We start from the raw sequence: 16076 nt of genomic DNA on the forward strand, positions 1-16076 counted from the left end.
GGGAAAGTCGAGGGGGGTCAGGTGAGGGAACCCAGCGCGGTCTTCGTCCAGAGCGGCGACGACCTGATCACGGCCACCCGCCGCGACGCCACGTGGTCGGCCGCCGGCGTCGACGTCAGCTGGCTCGACGGGCCGATCGAGGTCACCGCGGACACCGTCACCCGAGTCGCCCTGCGCTGGTCGTATCCGCTGCCGGCCGACGCGCTGATCCTCGGCGACGCCTGGGAGCGCTCGTACGGCGATCTGCAGTGGCGGCACCAGCAGCCCGAGCGTCTGCTCCCGTGGTACTTCCTCATCCACGACCCTGCCACCGGCCGCACGACCGGCCTCGGGGTCGAGGTGCAGCCGAATGCGTTCGCCGCCTGGACCGTCGATACACACGGCGCCACGCTCTGGCTCGACCTCCGCAACGGCGGCGGCCCGACGAATCTCGGCGGACGGACCCTCCGAGCAGCTACCGTCCGACTATTCGACGATGCAGGAACCCCGTGGCTGACCCTCGAGGCAGCGGTCGCCACCATGAGCTCCCGACTGCCGGCGCGACCTGAGCCCGCGCCGGTGGTCGGGGCCAACAACTGGTACTACGCGTACGGCGAGAACTTCGACGAGAAGGCCGTCCTCACCGACGCCGCCACCATCGTCGAGCTCGCCGACGGCCACCCGATCAAACCGTTCAGCGTGGTCGACGACGGCTGGTATCCGGGCGGTATCGCCTCCGGCGGTCCCTGGGACCAAGGCATCCCTGGCGTCTTCGACGACCTTGCCGGTACGGCGGCCTCCATCCGGGCGCTCGGCGCTCGACCCGGACTGTGGTTCCGGCCGCTCCTCGTCCGCTCGTCGAGCCCGCACGCCAGACCCGGTCCGCACGACAAGCCGGGCCGCGCGCTCGATCCGTCGTACCCGGAGGTGCTCGACCTGGTCCGCGCGGACCTGACCCGGTTCAAGGACTGGGGGTTCGAGCTGGTCAAACACGACTTCAGCACGTACGACGTGTTCGGCGCCTTCGGGCCGGCGATGGGATCGCGGCTGACCGAGAGTGGTTGGCAGCTGCACGATCCGAGCCGGACGACGGCCGAGATCGTGCTCGCGTTCTACCGCGAGATCCGGGACGCGGCGCAGGACGTCGTACTGATCGGGTGCAACACGGTCGGGCATCTCGCGGCCGGGCTGGTCGACGTACAGCGGACCGGGGACGACACCTCCGGGCGGGACTGGGAGCGGACGCGCAAGATGGGCGTGAACACGCTCGCGTTCCGGCTACCGCAGCACGGGCGGTTCTTCACCGTCGACGCGGACTGCGTGCCGTGTACCCCGCAGACGCCGTGGGAGCTGAACGAACGCTTCCTCGACCTGATCGCCCGATCCGGTACGGCGCTGTTCTTGTCTATCGATCCATCAGCCCGCACCGAGCGCATCGATCGGGCCCTCAGCGCCGGGATCCGGCTAGCGCTCGACGGCGGTGACGCCGGTGGAATCGAACCAACCGACTGGTTGGTTAACACCACCCCGACGGAATGGCGCAGCGGGGGAGGCACGATCCACTACGACTGGTCCCAGCCCTGGGGGGCCCAAGAAGAAAAAGCGCAGCCCGTGTCGTGAGTATCCGTCGCGGGACGAATCTCGATCGTGTCGGTGGGTACAACGACGCAGTGGTCCTCGATGCCATCCGTCGGAGTGAGCAGCTCAGCCGGGTCGAGCTCGCGACAGCGACCGGCCTATCCGGTCAGGCCATCTCCAACATCATCCGCCGGCTCCTCGACGCGGGCCTGGTCCGCGAAGCTGGTCGGCAGAAGAGCACCGGCCTCGGCAAGCCCCGCACGCTGCTGGAGCTCGAGCCCGCCGGCCAGTACGCCGTTGGCGTCCATCTCGACCCGGCGGTCGTCACCGTCGTACTGCTCGATCTGACCGGCGCTGTGGTCGCCAGGCGCCAGCTCGCCCCGCCCCTGGACGACGATCCGGGCATTCTGATCGACGCGATCGCGGACACCGTCGAGGCCGTCATCGCGGAGTCGGCGGCGCTCCGCAGTCGAGTGATCGGCGTCGGAATCGCCGCGCCCGGTCCGATCGACGTCGAGCGGGGCGTGGTCGTCGACCCGCCGAACCTCTCCACCTGGCACCTGGTGCCGCTGCGTGACGAACTGCGCGAGCGAACCGGGCTGCCGGTGTTGCTGGACAAGGACGTCACCGCGGCGGCTGCTGCCGAGAAATGGGTCAGCGGACCGGGCAACTTCGTCTTCTTCTACCTCGGGACCGGAGTCGGCGCCGGCCTGGTCCTTGGTGACGAGGTCGTTCGCGGCTCGTCCAGCAACGCCGGCGAGATCGGCCACCTGATCGCCGACCCGGACGGACCGGTCTGCTTCTGCGGGCGCCGGGGTTGCGTCGGCGAGTCGAGCCGGCCGCGCTACCTCGTCCACCAGGCGATCCACGCCGGAGTGCTTGCCCAGAGCATCGACCTCGACGACCGGCAGGCGGTGGATGCGGCCTTCGTCCGGCTGTGTACGCTGGCCGCCGCCGGGCCTGGTGCCGCGGCTGAGATCATCACGGCTCTGGCCGAGCGGATCGCCACAGTGGTCGAGGACGTGGCGAACCTGCTCGACCTGGACCGGGTGGTCTTCGGCGGACCGTACTACGAGCAGCTCGCCCCGCTGCTGACCGACAGTGTCCGGACCGCGCTGCAGAGCCGCTTCACGGTCCGCACGATCCACGGCGTCCAAGTCACCGGTACGGCGCTCGGCGCGGACGCCGGGGCGATCGGAGCCGGCAGCCTGGTGCTGGACCACACGTTCTCGCCGGAACGCGAACTCGTTGCTGAAAGGTAGCCCCGTTGTCGAAAGGTAGTGGAGTCTGATGATCGATCCCGACGTGCTGGCCCGCGCCACCGAGAAGGTCCGCGCGGCCAGTGGGGACGACGTGATCGCGGAGATGTTCCGGCGGTCGATGGCCGAGAACCTTCCGGCCGTGGCCGAACGGCTGCCGGACGGTACGACGTTCGTGCTGACCGGTGACATCCCGGCGATGTGGTTGCGCGACTCCGCGGCTCAGCTCCGCCCGTACCTGCTGCTGTGCCAGGACGACCCGGGTCTGCAGGACGTGCTGATCGGCGTCCTGCACCGGCAGCTGGAGTACGTCGTACTGGATCCGTATGCGAACGCCTTCAACCAGGAGGCCAACGGAGCCGGGCACACCTCCGACGAGACCGAGATGTCGCCGTGGGTGTGGGAACGCAAGTACGAGATCGACTCGCTCTGCTTCCCGCTCGACCTCGCCTACAAGTTGTGGAAGGCAACGGGCCGGGCCGACGTGATCGACGCGCGGTTCCGGCCGGCGGCCGAGGCGATCCTCGAGCTGTGGACGGTCGAGCAGGATCACGAGGCGCGATCGCCGTACCGGTTCCAGCGCCACGACGACCGGCCGTCGGACTCACTCGTGCGCGACGGGCTGGGCCGGTTGACGCAGCCGACCGGGATGTCGTGGAGCGCGTTCCGGCCGAGTGACGACGCGACGGATCTCGGCTTCAACGTGCCGGGAAACATGTTCGCGGCCGTGGTGCTCGGGTATCTGCAGGAGATCGCGGTCGAGGTCCTCGGCGACGAGTCGCTGGCGGCGCGGGCCAAGGAGCTGAAGTCGTCGATCGAGGACGGCATCGCTCGGCACGGGACGGTCGATCACCCGGTCCACGGTCGCGTCTACGCCTACGAGGTGGACGGCATGGGGGAGGCGTTGCTGATGGACGACGCCAACATGCCTTCGTTGCTGAGCGCCCCTTTGTCCGGCTTCGCCGCGCCCGACGACCCGACGTACCTGGCGACCCGGAAATTGTTGCTGAGCCCGGAGAACCCTTACTACTACAGCGGTTCGGTTGCCTCTGGCATCGGTAGTCCGCACACGCCGCCGCGCTACATCTGGCACATCGCCCTTGCAGTGCAGGGGATTTCGAGCACGTCTGCGGAGGAACGCCAGCAACTGCTGGAGCTCCTCCGCGACACGACCGGTGGTACCGGGCTGATGCACGAAGGGTTCGATGTCGACGACCCTTCGCAGTTCACTCGCGAATGGTTCTCCTGGGCGAACGCGATGTTCTGCGAGCTCGCCCTGGTCCACGCCGGCATCAAGTGACGTCACGCCGCCTGGTCGTCCACGCAGCCAGCGCGGCGAAGACGAGGCAGTAGCCGACGAGCGTTAGCAGGGCACGGCCGCCGCCGACCGCATCCCGTACGCCGGGAGGTGCGTCGCCGGTGGCCATCCCGGTCACCGCGAACACGAGCGAACCGGCATTGGCGCCGGGAAGCGCGTTGGACAGGAACTTGAGGTCGGGCAGCAGGCTGTTGACGACGCCGGCCAGCAAGGTCTCGATGCCGAGGATCCACACGACCCCGAGTCCGATCGGCAGCGCGACGTTGCGGAAGGCAACGGCCAGTGCTGCTCCGGCCAAGCACCACGTCATCAACACCAGCCAGCCTCCCGCTAGCCCCTGCACTAGGTCGAGTGCGCTGGGCCAGTCGGTTGCTCCGTTCTCGGCGGCCGCAATTCCGATGCTGCACAGGGAACAGGCGATGAAGATCCCGAGCACCCACAGGGCGATCATCGTGGCCAGACCGAGGAACTGGGCGCCGAGAATCGTCGCGCGGCCAGGGCGCTGGGTCAAGATCGTCTTCAGCGTCCCCCAGGTGTACTCGCCGCCGATCACGATCGCACCGAGCACCAGCGCGAGCGCCCCGGCGAAGATCGGGTAACCGCCGATCGTGTTGTCGATGACTCGCGCCGGAAGCATGCCGGCCAGAACCGCGTCGCGCGGGACGCCGGTCGTCTGTGGATTGTCGTCGCCGGTGACGTACCCGAGGTAGGGGAGGAGGTAGCCGAAGATGAGGCTCAGGACCAGACCGGCGCCGAACAGGACCCAGACGGCGGAGCGTTTGCGGAGCTTCAGGAGTTCCGCGCGATAGCTACCCAACATCGGCCTTCTCCGTGGTCAGTTCGAAGAACAGGTCCTCGAGAGCGCGTTCGGTGCTGTGCAGTTCGGACACGGCAACCCCGGCCTCGACGAGCACCCGGTTCACCTCGGCCGCGCGCCCCGGATCCACTTGCACCCGGAGCGTTTCGTCGTACCGGTGGACGGTGTTCGGGCCGAGCAACGCGGTCAGTACGGCGTGCGCGGTCTGCTGTGGTTCGGCGCGGACGATCAGTTCCTGCTCACCGCGCAGGTCCTCGACGTTGTGCTCGGCAACCATCCGGCCGGAGTCGATGATGCCGACCCGGTCGCAGATTTGCTGTACCTCACCCAGCAGATGACTGGACAGCAAAACCGTCCGCCCGTCCGACCCGAGTTCGCGGATCAGCCGGCGCATGTCGCGCATGCCGGCCGGGTCGAGGCCGTTGGTCGGCTCGTCCAGGATCACCAGCTCCGGATCCTTCAGCAGCGCCGCCGCCACGCCGAGCCGCTGCTTCATCCCCAGGGAGTACGTCGAGAACCGGTCGCGGGCGCGGTCCTTGAGATCGACCAACTCCAGCACCTCGTCGACCCGCAGCCGCGGCACTTCGGCGTACTCGGCCAAGAGGCGCAGGTTGTCGAGCCCGGAGAGGTACGGATAGAACGCGGGCGACTCGATCATCGACCCCGTCTTCCCAAGGATGTCAGGGCTCCCGGGCCGCCCACCGAGCACCTTGATCTTCCCGCTCGTCGGCGCGATCAACCCGGTCAGAATCCGCAGTGTCGTGGTCTTCCCCGCCCCGTTCGGCCCCAGGAACCCGTACACCTCACCCGGCAGAACCGTCAGGTCGACCCCGTCGACCGCGAGCGTGTCGCCGTACCTCTTCGTCAGGCCGATCACCTCGACCAGTGGAACCCCTGTCTCGTTCATACCCAAGAGCCTGCCGGTGAAGGGCCATCGCCCGCGTCGCCCACCGGGAGTGACCCCGCCTACCTCGCGCGGAGTAGAGAGCGCGGACCGCCCCCACTCACCAAGTCGCGATTTACGCGGATCGGAGAGCTAGTCCACGCTCAGCGGTGGACAGCGGCGGGAGGTTGGTGAGTGGCTGGGGTCCGCCTTCACCCGAGCCAGCCTGGCCGGACCAAGCCCGTCTGGTAGGCGACGACCACCAACTGCGCCCGATCGCGGGCGCCGAGCTTGATCATCGCGCGGCTCACGTGTGTCTTCGCGGTCGCCGGGCTCAGCACCAGCCGCTCGGCGATCTCGTCGTTCGACAACCCCTCACCGACCAGCGCGACGATCTCCTTCTCGCGCTCGGTCAGTACATCAAGCTCCTTGCTCGCATGCGGCTGCCGGCTCCGACTGGCGAACTCCGCCACCAACCGCCGAGTCACCCCAGGCGACAGCAGCGCATCCCCGCGCGCCACAACGCGAACCGCTTGCAGCAACTCCACCGGCTCGGTGTCCTTCACCAGGAACCCGCTGGCCCCGACCCGCAACGCCTCGAACACGTACTCGTCGAGATCGAACGTCGTCAGGATCACCACATGTACGTCGGCCAGCGCCTCATCCGCACCGATCATCCGCGTCGCCGTGAGTCCATCGGTCCCCGGCATCCGGATGTCCATCAGCACCACATCAGGCTTCTCCGCCCGCGCCACCGCGACGGCCTCGGCCCCATCGGACACCTCACCGATCACGGTGATGTCGTCCTCGGCGTTCAGCAGCGCCCGGAATCCCGCCCGCACCAACGCCTGGTCATCCGCCAGCAACACCCTGATCATGCGCACACACTAAGCGAGCCCAGCGTCATGAGCGAGCAAGGCAATCTGCGTGCGATTCCCCAGCTCCAGCTTCGTCAGGATGTGCGAGATGTGCGCCTTCACCGTCGCCAGGCTCATATACAGCTCACCAGCGATCTGCGCGTTGGCCTTCCCCTGCGCGACCGCCAGCATCACGTCGTACTCGCGCGGCGACAGCCGCTTCAGCGACTCCTGCGCGATCGTATGCGCGTCCGCCTGCGTCGCCGCCCGGTCCATCAGGCGCCGGGTGATCGCGGGGGAGAGGATCGGATCACCGGCCGCAACCCGCCGTACCGCCTCGACGATCTGAGCCGGTGGCGTGTCCTTCAACAGGAACCCGCTCGCCCCGGCGCGCAGCGCGTGCAGCACGTTCTCATCGGTGTCGAACGTCGTCAGTACGACGACCTCCGGCGGATTCGGCCGGGCGCGGACCCGCCGCGTCGCGACGATCCCGTCCACGCGCGGCATCCGCAGATCCATCAGCACGAGATCCGGGAAGTGTGCGTCGACCGCCGCCGGTACCTCGTCGCCATCGGCCGCCTGCCCGACCACCGCGATCCCGTTCGCGCCGTCGAGCATCATCTCCAGGCTCGCGCGCACCAGCGCATCGTCGTCCACCACGAGCACCCGGATGGTTGGTTCAGGCGAGGTCATGCCGGCCACGGTAGCGAGGCCTCGAGCCGGAACCCACCACCGGGCTCCCGTTGATGATCAAGCGTCCCGCCGGCCAGCTGCACCCGCTCGGTCAAGCCAACCAGCCCGGTCCCACTTCCGGGAGCCAACGGTACGCCGTTCGATCCCGGATTGGTCAGCGCGATCCGCAACCCGGTCCCCGGGCGGCCGGTCACGGTGACCGTCACCGGGTGCCCGGCTGCGTGCTTCCGCGCGTTCGTCAGCCCTTCCTGCACCACCCGGTACGCCGTCCGCCCGGTTGCCGGTGGCAACGACGTCGCCTCGTCCACCTGTTCGTCGTACGCGACCGTCGTACCGGCTGCCCGCGACTCGGCCACCAGCCCTTCCACATCCCCGAACGTCGGCTGCGGCCGTCCGCCCGGTCCCTCCTCGATCTCGGTGTCGCGCAGCACGCTGATCACCTCACGCAGTTCCTCCAGCGCTTGATGCACCCCGGTGCGGATCACGCCTGCGGCCTGCGCCAGCTTCTCCGGCGACGAGTCCGGCCGGTACTCGAGCGCGCCCGCATACGTTGCCAGCAAGGACAATCGATGCGCCAGCACGTCGTGCATCTCGCGCGCCATCTGCGTCCGCTCGGCCGTCCGTGCCTCCGCAACCCGCCGCCCCTGCTCAGCCTCCGCCCGCTGCGCTCGCTCCAGCAGGTTCGCCAGCAGCTGATGCCGCGCCTGAATCCACTGGCCCCAGCCGAGCATCGCCACATGCACCGCGACATCAAGCACCGCGAACCACAGGAACGGAAGATTCCCGATCGGCCGCCAGGCCCCTTGAATCAGGTGCGCCCCGATCTGGATCGCGGTCACGATGATCGCCATCCGCTGCGGCAACCGCAGCGCGATCCCCATCGTCGTCGCCGTCGAGGCCGGCGTCGCAGCAGGCGAGAAAACCGCCAGTACGGCGAGCGCCACCGCGGCATGCACCGGCCGTCGCGGCACCAGCACCATCAGTGCTGTGCTGACAATCCCGATCGTCACGTCCAGCCCGACCCACCGTGGATGACTGGCATCCGCCAGTCGCCCAACGATCGTCAAGGCCGTCAGCGCTCCGACCGCGAACACGACCCATACATCCCAGACCCACCGCCGCCCCGTCGGCGGACAGTCCTGTAGCTCCATGCCCAAAACCCTAAGCCGCCGGGCGTCTGCCCACCACCGACCAAAGTAGAAGCCCCGCAGCCGTCGGACCGATGCCCCCACGTCCTGTTCTCAGTCACCGTGATCCCATCAACCACTCTCCGGAGGCCGAAATGCAGACCATCACCTCGTCCGTCCCGATCGCTCAGCCGGCCAAGCGCCGTACCGATCGCAGCAGGTTGCTGGTCGTCGGTGTCGCGACGATCGCCTCCGCAGCGTGGTGGGCGATCCTCGTCCCCGTCGGCGGGCTCACGCTCGATGCACGCCAAGGCGGCGTACTGCAGCACGTCGGTGCCCCCGCCGTCGCGATCTCCACAGCTTTGCTTGCCTTCGCCGGCTGGGCGCTCCTGGCCATCCTGGAGCACTACGCGATCGGCGCCCGCAAGGCCTGGACGATCGTCGCGGTGATCTGCGGCCTGATGTCGCTCAGCAGCCCCCTCACCGGCGGCATCGGCGTCGGCGCCAAACTCGGCCTCGCGTCGTTCCACCTGCTCGTCGGCGCGATCGTCATCGTCGGCCTGCACCGCACCGCGCTCTCGGCGAAGGCCCGTTGCTACGAAGGCAACTGTGCAGCCTGATAAAACCCCTGGATGTGCGCGGCCACCAACCCGGCCGCGCCGTCCGCATCCCCGGCCGCGAGCGACGCGACGATCGCTCGGTGCTCACCCCGCAAGCCCACGGCCGTCGCCTCCCAATCCGGCAGATTCGGTACGGCGGCCAGCACATACCCGTGAATTGCCGACCGCAACGACTCCATCACTGCGGCGATGAGTACGTTCCCGGCCAACCCCGCCAGCGCTACATGGAACTCCGCGTCGAGTAGATGAAACGCCTCCGGCGACAAGCCCGGCGCATCCATCCGATCCAGCAGCTCAACCACCGAGTCCAGCTCCAACGACCTCCCAGCCGCCTCGCGAGCCGCCCACGACTCGAGCAGGATGCGTGTCTGCACCACATCACCCATCGGCAGATGATTCGTTGCCAGATGCAACCTCAGTACGGCGGTCAGCGGCGACACCGGCTCGGCCACGATCACCGCGCCCGCCTCCGGCCCTGAGCCAGTCGCTGTCCGTACGACGCCCATCGCCTCGAGTACCCGAACGGCCTCCCGCACCGACGGCCGGCTGATCCCGAGCTGCTCCGCGAGAACGCGCTCTCCGGGCAGGCGCCCACCGATCCGCAGCCGCCCGGCCGCCAGGTCGGCCTCGACCCGATGCAGCACCAGCTCGTAGTTCTTCACGCGATGACTCTACCCGTGTGGTCGGACCACACGGTAGGCTGTGGTCCGACCACATGACGTCCGCCTGCTCCGGAGCCCTCTGATGACCGATCGACAACTCCCCAAATGGTCCGAGCTGAAGCCCCTGCTGCGGGCGAAGCCGGTCACCGTGAACGCGACCGAGCGCCGCCTCGAGAAAGCGCTCACCATCGCGGATCTCCGGACGATCGCCAAGCGCCGGACACCGCGCTCGGTCTTCGACTACACCGACGGTGCCGCCGAGGCCGAGATCAGCCTGAGCCGGGCCCGCCGGCTGTTCGCCGAGATGGAGCTGCAGCCGTCGATCCTGCGCAACGTCTCCGACATCGACCTCGGTACGTCGATCCTCGGCACCCGCTCGGAACTCCCGTTCGCGTTCGCCCCGACCGGCTTCACCCGGATGATGAACCACGAGGGGGAGAGCGCGGTCGTCAAGGTCGCGCAGCAGGTCGGCATCCCGTACGCGCTGTCCACCATGGGCACCACCTCGATCGAGGACGTCGCCGCGGCGGCCCCCGACGCGCGGAAGTGGTTCCAGCTGTACGTCTGGAAGGACCGCGACTTCGGTGAGGACCTGGTCAAGCGGTCCGCCGCCGCGGGCTACGAGGCTCTGATGCTGACGGTCGACGTACCGGTCGCGGGCGCCCGGCTGCGCGACGTACGCAACGGCTTCACCATCCCGCCGTCGCTGACGGCCAAGACTGTCCTGGACGCGTCGATGCACCCGGCCTGGTGGGCCAACCTGCTCACCACCCAGCCGCTGACCTTCGCTTCGCTGTCCAGCTGGGACGGTACGGTCGCCGAGTTGCTGGACAAGCTCTTCGACCCCACGATGACGATCGACGACCTGAACTGGCTGCGCTCGATCTGGGACGGACCGCTGATCGTGAAGGGCATCCAGACCGTCGAGGACGCCCGTCGCGTGGTCGAGGCCGGTGCGGACGCGATCGTGCTCTCCAACCACGGTGGTCGCCAGCTCGACCGCGCCCCAACCCCGCTGCGCATCCTGCCCGAGGTCCGCAAGGCGATCGGTACCGAGACTGAGATCTACCTGGACACCGGCATCATGTCCGGCGCCGACATCGTCGCCGCGATCGCTCTGGGCGCCGACGCCTGCCTGGTCGGCCGCGCCTACCTCTACGGCCTGATGGCCGGCGGTCAGCGCGGCGTCGCCCGCGCCGCGGACATCCTCACCAAGGAGGTCCGGCGCACGATGGCCCTGCTCGGCGTCTCCAGCGTCGCCGAACTCAACCCGTCACACGTGCGTCTACCCGCCTAGCGGCAACGTAGCGACGACCCGCAGGCCGCCAACGGGGGTGCGGGTCGTCGCCAGCGTCCCGCCGAGCGCAGTGGCTCGCTCACGCATGCCGACGATCCCATTGCCTTCGGTCGGGGGACCGGCCAGCGACTGCCCGTTGTCGTCCACCTGGATCACGAGCGACTCCTCGCCGTACTGGATCCGCACGGTCGCGGCGGTCGCCTTCGCATGCCGTACGACGTTTGTCAGCGACTCCTGGATGATCCGGAACGCAGCACGGTCCAGACCGGTCGGTAGTGGTCGTGACTCGCCATGGATCGCGGTGTGCACCTCTAGACCTGCCATGGCGGTCCGACTGACCAGGTGCTCCAGCCGGTCCAGTCCGGCGACCGGTTGCCGTGGTGCTGACTCGTCGTTCTGGCGCAGGATGCCCACGATCGAGCGCAGCTCGACCAGAGCCTCCTTGCTGGCGTCCTTGATGGCGGCAAGCGCCGGAGCGGCCTGCTCGGGCTGACGGTCCGCCAGGTGTAGTGCAGTGGATGCCTGCACGTTGATCAGCGAGATGTGGTGCGCCACGACGTCATGCAGCTCCTGCGCGATCCGGAGCCGCTCCTCACTGGCCTGCCGCAGCTCAGCCTCCCGCCGCGTCCGCTCCGACGCGGTCACCCGGTCGCGGTGTGCTCGGAACAGCTCCGAGATGCAGCCCAGCAAGACGAAGAAGAAGCCGACCAGCATGATCTGGTAGATGCCCTGCTCGTTGATGCCGAGCAGCAGCCGCCCGCCGACATGCCCGATGTACAGCGCGGCCAGGGCCGACCACCCGACCAGGCGGTTCCCCCGCCGGATGTTCGAGAAGACCGCGATGATGAACGGGATGATCACCGGGCCGTACGGGTACTGCATCAGCATGTAGATCAGCGTCGAGGCGACCGTTGCCCACAGCACCGGGATCGGGTGGGTGCGCAGCCAGTACAGCGCCACCGTCCCCTTCAGGATCAGCAGCACCATGAACCAGTCCGCGGCCCGATGCTCGAAATGGACGTTCCGCGACGCACCGATCGACCCGACCACCCCGATCACGGACAGCACCAGAGGCAGAGCTATCCGCCGTACCTGGGGCCAGTGGTCGAAGCTCACAGTACGGAACGGTACGGCGGCGTGGTGCCCGATGTCATCGTCGCCACGGAGTAGGTGGAGCTACGTCCGTTGCAGTAGTCAGTACTTCACGTCGTAGATCTTGTCCTCGTACTCCTGGCCGTAGTACTTCTCCAGCTCGGCCAGCGTGGCGTCCTTGCGCTCCAGCGCCTGCGAGATCTCCGCCCGGCTCGGCGCCGCGTCGACGTCCCAGGTCTCCGGCTTCCACAGCTTCGAGCGCAGGAACGCCTTCGAGCAGTGGTGGTAGACCTCCTCGATCTCGACCAGCAGCGCGAGCTGAGGCCGGTTCCCCTTCACGACCATCTGGTCGAAGAACGGCGCCTCCCGCACGATCCGGGCCCGCCCGTTGATCCGCAGCGTGTCCGTCCGGCCCGGCAGGAAGTAGATCAGCCCGACATGCGGGTTGCCGATGATGTTCTCGAAGCTGTCGACCCGGCGGTTGCCGGCCCGGTCCGGGATCGCGATCGTGGTGTCGTCCAGAACCAGCGTGAACCCGGCCGGATCGCCCTTCGGTGAGACATCACAGGTGCCGTCGGCGGCCGATGTGGCCATCAGCACGAACGGCGAGGCGGCCAGCCACTTCCGGTCCAGCGGGTGCAGCTCCTTGCGCTCCTTGTCGACCGCCGCACCCAGCGGTGGCGGCACAATCTCGCGCAGTTCCTCGTACGTCGTGACCTCGACCAGACCGGGGATATCCATCAGGCTCCTCAGGCGACCACGGCCGAACCGTCCACACTGACGGCCCGCGTCCGCGCTGCCCATTTTACGGCGGGACCAGTCAACACACTGGTCCCTACGAACAGCGCTCCGACGATGATCCAGCCGATCGGACCCCACCCCAGGACCACGGTGGTCAGCAGCGCCGGGCCCAGCATTCTGGCGATCGCGGGGCCGGAGCCGAAGAAGCCTTGGTACTGGCCCTGCTTGTCGGCCGGCGCCAGGCCGAAGCTGATTTCCCAAGCGCCCGAGGCGAGCTTCATCTCACCCAAGGTCAGGAGCGCTGCGGCCACCACAAGCACTCCGGCAGCGACCGCCGGGTGCAGCTTCATCGCCGTGAAGGCGAACACACCACACGCGGCCAGCATCGCGATCCCGGCGTACCGGATCGACTTCGTCGCCGTCCGCAGATCGCGGACCTTGCGCGCCACCCGCACCTGGAAGACCATCACGCCGAGCGTGTTCACGATCATCAGCGACGCGACCGCCCAGCTCGGGGCGTCGGTGCGGGTGACGATCCACAGCGGGCCGATCAGGCTGATCAGCGGCATGAACAGCAGCATGATCGAGTTCAGCAGCGCGAGAACGGCGTACGGGCGATCCCTCAGTACGGCGAGCCGCGGCTCACCCTGAACCCGGACCGTCGCCGCGATCGAGGGGACGCGTCGGATCAGCGCGGCGGCGATCAGGAAGCTCAGCGCGTCCACCGCAAAGACCACCAGGTACGCCGCCTCTGTGTCGAAGCGGAGCGCGATCCCACCGAGCAGCGCGCCGACTGCCAGTCCACCGTTCACTGTGGCTTGCAGGAAGGCCCGGATCTTGGTGCGCTCGGCCGGCGCGATCAGCCCGGCGAGGAGTGCCTGGCGGGCCGCCGTCAGACCGGTCTGGCTGCAGGCGTAGGCGATCGCGGCCAGCAGGAAGAGCGGGAAGCTCCGGACGAACAGGAACGCCGACACCGAGACCGCCGTACTGAGTGCCAGCAGGATGGCGACCATCCGCGGTCCCTTGCGGTCGGCCAGATTGCCCAGCGGTACGCCGGCCAGGAACCCGACCAGCCAGGCGATCGTCAGCCCGAGACCGACCTGGGCCTCCGACAGCCCGACCACGCGGGTGAAGAACAGCGCCGACGTGACGACGAACGCCCCGTCGCCCACCGCGTTCGCCAGCTGCGCCATCGCCAGATCGCGCGGCGCACCCGCCGGCGGCAAGAACTTGTTCGTCATCATGAGATGAGCCTACGGCCCCAGCGGCCCACGTAGCAGATCCACTTCACCTGGAGTCGGCTGGGCCAATTCTGGAAATTGGTCTGTGGACAACTCAAATCCGGGCCCGACATCACGGCACCTTCTTGGTATGAGCTTCCTTGATCTCGCCCCCAGCTGGTCCGACGAACCCCTCACCGACCCCACCCTCGCCGCCAACGTTGTCGACCTCATGGTCAGCATGGGCGACCGCTACCGCGGCACCTTCACCGCCATCCTCTGCGGCGCCGACGCCCGCTTCCGTGCCGTCGTCGCCATCGACCTGCCCTCCCACTTCGCCGCCGAGACCACCAGTCTCGACCACCCCAGCCTCGACACTCCCGGCCTCTGCGCCACCGCCCTGCACCCCATCGTCCCCGCCCTCCGCACCGAACCCGGCGCCGCCCTCCTCCTCGCCCTAGGCCGCCCCGGCCCACCCACCTGGCCCGCCCTCGACCACGAATGGTCCACCGCCGCCACCCACCTCTGCCGAGCCGCCCAAGTCCCCCTCCTCGGCTTCTACATAGCCACCCCCGAGCACCTCTACCAACCCCAAGAGGCCAACGCCGAAGCCGCCTAACTCACTTTTGCTATGGAACACTGATGACTGCGACCGTTCGGCAGAAAGGAGACCACGCGATGAGCATTGCCTCCGCTGGTCACGTCGGGCCTTGGACGATCGAAGATGTTGAAAGGCTCCCCGACAATGGCGACCACAGTCGCTACGAACTACTCACCTCCGGTGTCCTCACCGTGACCCCGGCGCCAGGAACCGTTCACCAGCGCGCTTCTCGCCGGCTCGCCAACCTGCTGGAGGCAGCCGTCGTGGCCGCGAAAGCGCCTTATGAGGTGCTCGAGACGGTCAACGTCGAGATCCCCGGCGGTCGGTTGACGGAGCCGGACATCGTCGTGGTCGATCGCACGGTCTCCGCTACCGCCCCGTCGCGCTATCAAGGCGTCTCCGTCCTGCTCGTCGTGGAGATCGTCTCGCCCAACACGCATCCGCAGGACCGGATCATCAAGCCCGAGCTCTACGCCGAAGCCGGCATTGACTTCTATTGGCGGCTGGAGCCGGAGGGGCGTCCGCACCTGGTTGTCTCCAAGCTCAGCAACGGCAGATTCGGCCGGGCATTGACCGCCTTCGGGGGAGTGGTCTCGACGATCGACGAGCCGTTCCCGATCCGGCTGGATCCCGCCGCGCTTGCGCGTCAGTAAGGGTTCAGCGGACTCCGCGGGGGCGGAACTGGATGCTGATGCGGGGGCCGACGCGGCCGCTGGCCTTGGGGATGGCGTGCTCCCAGGTGCGCTGGCAGGAGCCGCCCATGACGATCAGATCGCCGTGCCCGAGTGGATACCGGATGGTCGAACCCACCGGACCGCTCGACCCACCTGGCCGCGGGCGGAGGGCGAGCATGCGTGGTTCGCCGACCGAGAGGATCGCGACCATGGTGTCCTCGTGATTGCCGCGACCGATCCGGTCGCCGTGCCAGGCCACGCTGTCCCGGCCGTCGCGGTAGAAGCACAGCCCTGCCGTTCGGAACGGCTCGCCCAGCTCCTCGCGATAGTGCTCGCTCAATGCGTCGCGAGCCTCGTCCAGAATCGGCACCGGGAGGTCATGGCTCTCCTCGTAGAAGCACAGCAACCGTGGCACGTCCACCACCCGGTCGTACATCTGCCGCTTCTCCGCGTACCACGGCACGTCCCGCACCAACCGCTCGAACACCTGGTCCGCCCCGGTCAACCACCCCGGCAGCACATCGACCCAAGCGCCCTGCCCAAGCTCCGCCCGTGTGATTCGGTCGAGCGATCCCAACCCCGGATCCTCGAACGCATCCAGCAACGAGCCCTGAAGATCAGCACCCATGCGACGCACTCTACCCGAGATTCGAACATT

Annotated in this window: 17 protein-coding genes; 7 read left to right on the forward strand and 10 right to left on the reverse strand. The window is 68.2% G+C overall.

What is annotated here, in order from left to right; translation table 11 throughout:
- Positions 1-21: 21 nt before the first annotated feature.
- The 3 genes from ACIA49_RS25295 to ACIA49_RS25305 are packed head-to-tail and all read left to right on the forward strand — an operon-like array spanning position 22 to position 4116.
- Positions 22-1599: a hypothetical protein gene (locus tag ACIA49_RS25295; protein ID WP_396379790.1), complete on the forward strand. Its 1578-nt coding sequence runs from the start codon at positions 22-24 to the stop codon at positions 1597-1599.
- On the forward strand, positions 1596-2819 hold the full coding sequence (locus tag ACIA49_RS25300; protein ID WP_396379791.1) for an ROK family protein: 1224 nt from the start codon (positions 1596-1598) through the stop codon (positions 2817-2819). Before ACIA49_RS25295 ends, ACIA49_RS25300 begins: the two co-directional genes overlap by 4 nt.
- 28 nt (positions 2820-2847) lie before the next feature.
- Positions 2848-4116, forward strand: coding sequence for a glycoside hydrolase family 125 protein (locus tag ACIA49_RS25305; RefSeq protein WP_396379792.1), 1269 nt, complete (start codon positions 2848-2850; stop codon positions 4114-4116).
- Here the strand turns inward: ACIA49_RS25305 and ACIA49_RS25310 are convergent.
- From ACIA49_RS25310 to ACIA49_RS25330, 5 genes are all read right to left on the reverse strand, one after another.
- Positions 4109-4954: an ABC transporter permease subunit gene (locus ACIA49_RS25310; RefSeq protein WP_396379793.1), complete on the reverse strand. Its 846-nt coding sequence runs from the start codon at positions 4952-4954 to the stop codon at positions 4109-4111. The genes ACIA49_RS25305 and ACIA49_RS25310 overlap by 8 nt on opposite strands.
- Positions 4944-5858: an ABC transporter ATP-binding protein gene (locus ACIA49_RS25315; protein ID WP_396379794.1), complete on the reverse strand. Its 915-nt coding sequence runs from the start codon at positions 5856-5858 to the stop codon at positions 4944-4946. The genes ACIA49_RS25310 and ACIA49_RS25315 overlap by 11 nt, the downstream gene beginning before the upstream one ends.
- Positions 5859-6046: 188 nt before the next feature.
- The gene (locus tag ACIA49_RS25320) at positions 6047-6712 is read right to left on the reverse strand and encodes a response regulator (RefSeq protein WP_396379795.1); all 666 of its coding nucleotides are present in this window, start codon (positions 6710-6712) and stop codon (positions 6047-6049) included.
- A gap of 9 nt (positions 6713-6721) precedes the next feature.
- On the reverse strand, positions 6722-7384 hold the full coding sequence (locus ACIA49_RS25325; protein WP_396379796.1) for a response regulator: 663 nt from the start codon (positions 7382-7384) through the stop codon (positions 6722-6724).
- A complete protein-coding gene (locus ACIA49_RS25330; RefSeq protein WP_396379797.1) occupies positions 7381-8535 on the reverse strand; it encodes a sensor histidine kinase in 1155 nt (384 codons plus the stop codon). Before ACIA49_RS25330 ends, ACIA49_RS25325 begins: the two co-directional genes overlap by 4 nt.
- Before the next feature lie 131 nt (positions 8536-8666).
- Here ACIA49_RS25330 and ACIA49_RS25335 point away from each other — a divergent pair, with 131 nt between their 5' ends.
- Entirely contained in the window at positions 8667-9131 is a 465-nt protein-coding gene (locus ACIA49_RS25335; protein ID WP_396379798.1) for a DUF6069 family protein, read from the forward strand.
- On the opposite strand, the gene ACIA49_RS25340 is transcribed toward ACIA49_RS25335, so the two are convergent.
- Positions 9107-9793 (reverse strand): FadR/GntR family transcriptional regulator, encoded by a 687-nt coding sequence (locus ACIA49_RS25340; RefSeq protein WP_396379799.1) that lies wholly within the window; start codon positions 9791-9793, stop codon positions 9107-9109. The two genes, ACIA49_RS25335 and ACIA49_RS25340, sit on opposite strands and share 25 nt — an antisense overlap.
- 82 nt (positions 9794-9875) lie before the next feature.
- Here ACIA49_RS25340 and ACIA49_RS25345 point away from each other — a divergent pair, with 82 nt between their 5' ends.
- Positions 9876-11090 carry an alpha-hydroxy-acid oxidizing protein gene (locus tag ACIA49_RS25345; protein ID WP_396379800.1) on the forward strand — a complete coding sequence of 405 codons (1215 nt, stop codon included), beginning with the start codon at positions 9876-9878 and terminating at the stop codon, positions 11088-11090.
- Here ACIA49_RS25345 and ACIA49_RS25350 read toward each other — a convergent pair.
- The 3 genes from ACIA49_RS25350 to ACIA49_RS25360 form a co-directional block, all read right to left on the reverse strand.
- Positions 11079-12206, reverse strand: coding sequence for a sensor histidine kinase (locus ACIA49_RS25350; protein ID WP_396379801.1), 1128 nt, complete (start codon positions 12204-12206; stop codon positions 11079-11081). The two genes, ACIA49_RS25345 and ACIA49_RS25350, sit on opposite strands and share 12 nt — an antisense overlap.
- Positions 12207-12284: 78 nt before the next feature.
- Positions 12285-12923, reverse strand: coding sequence for a pyridoxamine 5'-phosphate oxidase family protein (locus ACIA49_RS25355; protein WP_396379802.1), 639 nt, complete (start codon positions 12921-12923; stop codon positions 12285-12287).
- 8 nt (positions 12924-12931) lie between these two features.
- Positions 12932-14167, reverse strand: coding sequence for an MFS transporter (locus tag ACIA49_RS25360; protein WP_396379803.1), 1236 nt, complete (start codon positions 14165-14167; stop codon positions 12932-12934).
- A 127-nt stretch (positions 14168-14294) separates the two neighbouring features.
- Between ACIA49_RS25360 and ACIA49_RS25365 the strand changes: the two genes are divergently transcribed.
- Together ACIA49_RS25365 and ACIA49_RS25370 are read left to right on the forward strand one after the other, a co-directional pair.
- A complete protein-coding gene (locus ACIA49_RS25365; protein ID WP_396379804.1) occupies positions 14295-14762 on the forward strand; it encodes a hypothetical protein in 468 nt (155 codons plus the stop codon).
- Positions 14763-14821: 59 nt separating this feature from the next.
- Positions 14822-15397, forward strand: coding sequence for a Uma2 family endonuclease (locus ACIA49_RS25370; RefSeq protein WP_396379805.1), 576 nt, complete (start codon positions 14822-14824; stop codon positions 15395-15397).
- Between the two features lie 4 nt (positions 15398-15401).
- Here the strand turns inward: ACIA49_RS25370 and ACIA49_RS25375 are convergent, their stop codons facing one another.
- On the reverse strand, positions 15402-16046 hold the full coding sequence (locus tag ACIA49_RS25375) for an alpha-ketoglutarate-dependent dioxygenase AlkB (protein WP_396379806.1): 645 nt from the start codon (positions 16044-16046) through the stop codon (positions 15402-15404).
- Positions 16047-16076 lie beyond the last annotated feature (30 nt).

The sequence above is a fragment of the Kribbella sp. NPDC051587 genome, assembly GCF_044453945.1.
GTDB lineage: Bacteria > Actinomycetota > Actinomycetes > Propionibacteriales > Kribbellaceae > Kribbella.

Coding starts and splice junctions, on each gene's coding strand:
- ACIA49_RS25305 (WP_396379792.1), top strand. CDS start 2,848: ATGATCGATCCCGACGTGCTGGCCCGCGCCACCGAGAAGGTCCGCGCG.
- ACIA49_RS25310 (WP_396379793.1), bottom strand. CDS start 4,954: ATGTTGGGTAGCTATCGCGCGGAACTCCTGAAGCTCCGCAAACGCTCC.
- ACIA49_RS25315 (WP_396379794.1), bottom strand. CDS start 5,858: ATGAACGAGACAGGGGTTCCACTGGTCGAGGTGATCGGCCTGACGAAG.
- ACIA49_RS25320 (WP_396379795.1), bottom strand. CDS start 6,712: ATGATCAGGGTGTTGCTGGCGGATGACCAGGCGTTGGTGCGGGCGGGA.
- ACIA49_RS25325 (WP_396379796.1), bottom strand. CDS start 7,384: ATGACCTCGCCTGAACCAACCATCCGGGTGCTCGTGGTGGACGACGAT.
- ACIA49_RS25330 (WP_396379797.1), bottom strand. CDS start 8,535: ATGGAGCTACAGGACTGTCCGCCGACGGGGCGGCGGTGGGTCTGGGAT.
- ACIA49_RS25335 (WP_396379798.1), top strand. CDS start 8,667: ATGCAGACCATCACCTCGTCCGTCCCGATCGCTCAGCCGGCCAAGCGC.
- ACIA49_RS25345 (WP_396379800.1), top strand. CDS start 9,876: ATGACCGATCGACAACTCCCCAAATGGTCCGAGCTGAAGCCCCTGCTG.
- ACIA49_RS25355 (WP_396379802.1), bottom strand. CDS start 12,923: ATGGATATCCCCGGTCTGGTCGAGGTCACGACGTACGAGGAACTGCGC.
- ACIA49_RS25360 (WP_396379803.1), bottom strand. CDS start 14,167: ATGATGACGAACAAGTTCTTGCCGCCGGCGGGTGCGCCGCGCGATCTG.
- ACIA49_RS25365 (WP_396379804.1), top strand. CDS start 14,295: ATGAGCTTCCTTGATCTCGCCCCCAGCTGGTCCGACGAACCCCTCACC.
- ACIA49_RS25370 (WP_396379805.1), top strand. CDS start 14,822: ATGAGCATTGCCTCCGCTGGTCACGTCGGGCCTTGGACGATCGAAGAT.
- ACIA49_RS25375 (WP_396379806.1), bottom strand. CDS start 16,046: ATGGGTGCTGATCTTCAGGGCTCGTTGCTGGATGCGTTCGAGGATCCG.